Genomic DNA, 561 nt, shown 5'->3' with positions numbered 1-561 from the left:
GATTATCTATCTTCTCACCTTCCGTCGTTCTCTCATCTTCAAAGAAACGGCGTACCATGGAAAGATTCAAAGTTTTTCCAAACCGGCGCGGTCTTGTAAGCAAGGTCACTTTGCTGCCATCCAATAGTTCCTGTATCATCATTGTTTTATCCACAAAATACAGGTTCTCTTCTCTAATCTCTTTAAAATCCTCAAATCCAATAGGGATTCTCTTCTTATCCATTCGCCATCTCCTCCTCGTATCTATAGTATACGTGAAAAATTGTAAATTCACAAGCAGACAATAAAACAAATTCTTTTATCTGCCTTTCATCTGTTTCTACCACCTTTTTTCGACACATTCCTTGCTATTTTGACCGTTTTATTGTATATTGGTATTTGACAATCTAAAACTTTGGAGGACATTCATTATGAGAATTAGAAAAGAACAGGACTTTGACGAAAAAGACATCGAAATGATTGCAGACGTGTCCGATGCACTGGCACATCCCGTTCGCCTGCGTCTGTTCCGCTACATCATGCAGTGCAACAAAACCATGGAAAACGTATGCAACAAAGATC

Annotated in this window: 1 protein-coding gene; it reads right to left on the bottom strand. The window is 38.9% G+C overall.

Translation table 11 applies throughout. The annotated features are described in order from the left end of the window. Positions 1–223, bottom strand: a 223-nt coding sequence (locus tag D1841_RS18405) for an AAA family ATPase (RefSeq protein WP_166554405.1), incomplete at its 3' end; no start/stop codon positions are given. Positions 224–561: the final 338 nt, after the last annotated feature.

The sequence above is a fragment of the Neglectibacter sp. X4 genome (assembly GCF_009917365.1).
Taxonomy (GTDB): Bacteria; Bacillota; Clostridia; order Oscillospirales; family Acutalibacteraceae; genus Acutalibacter.
The sequence above is the reverse complement of the archived record's forward strand: the minus strand, read 5'-3'. Positions and strand labels throughout refer to the sequence as shown.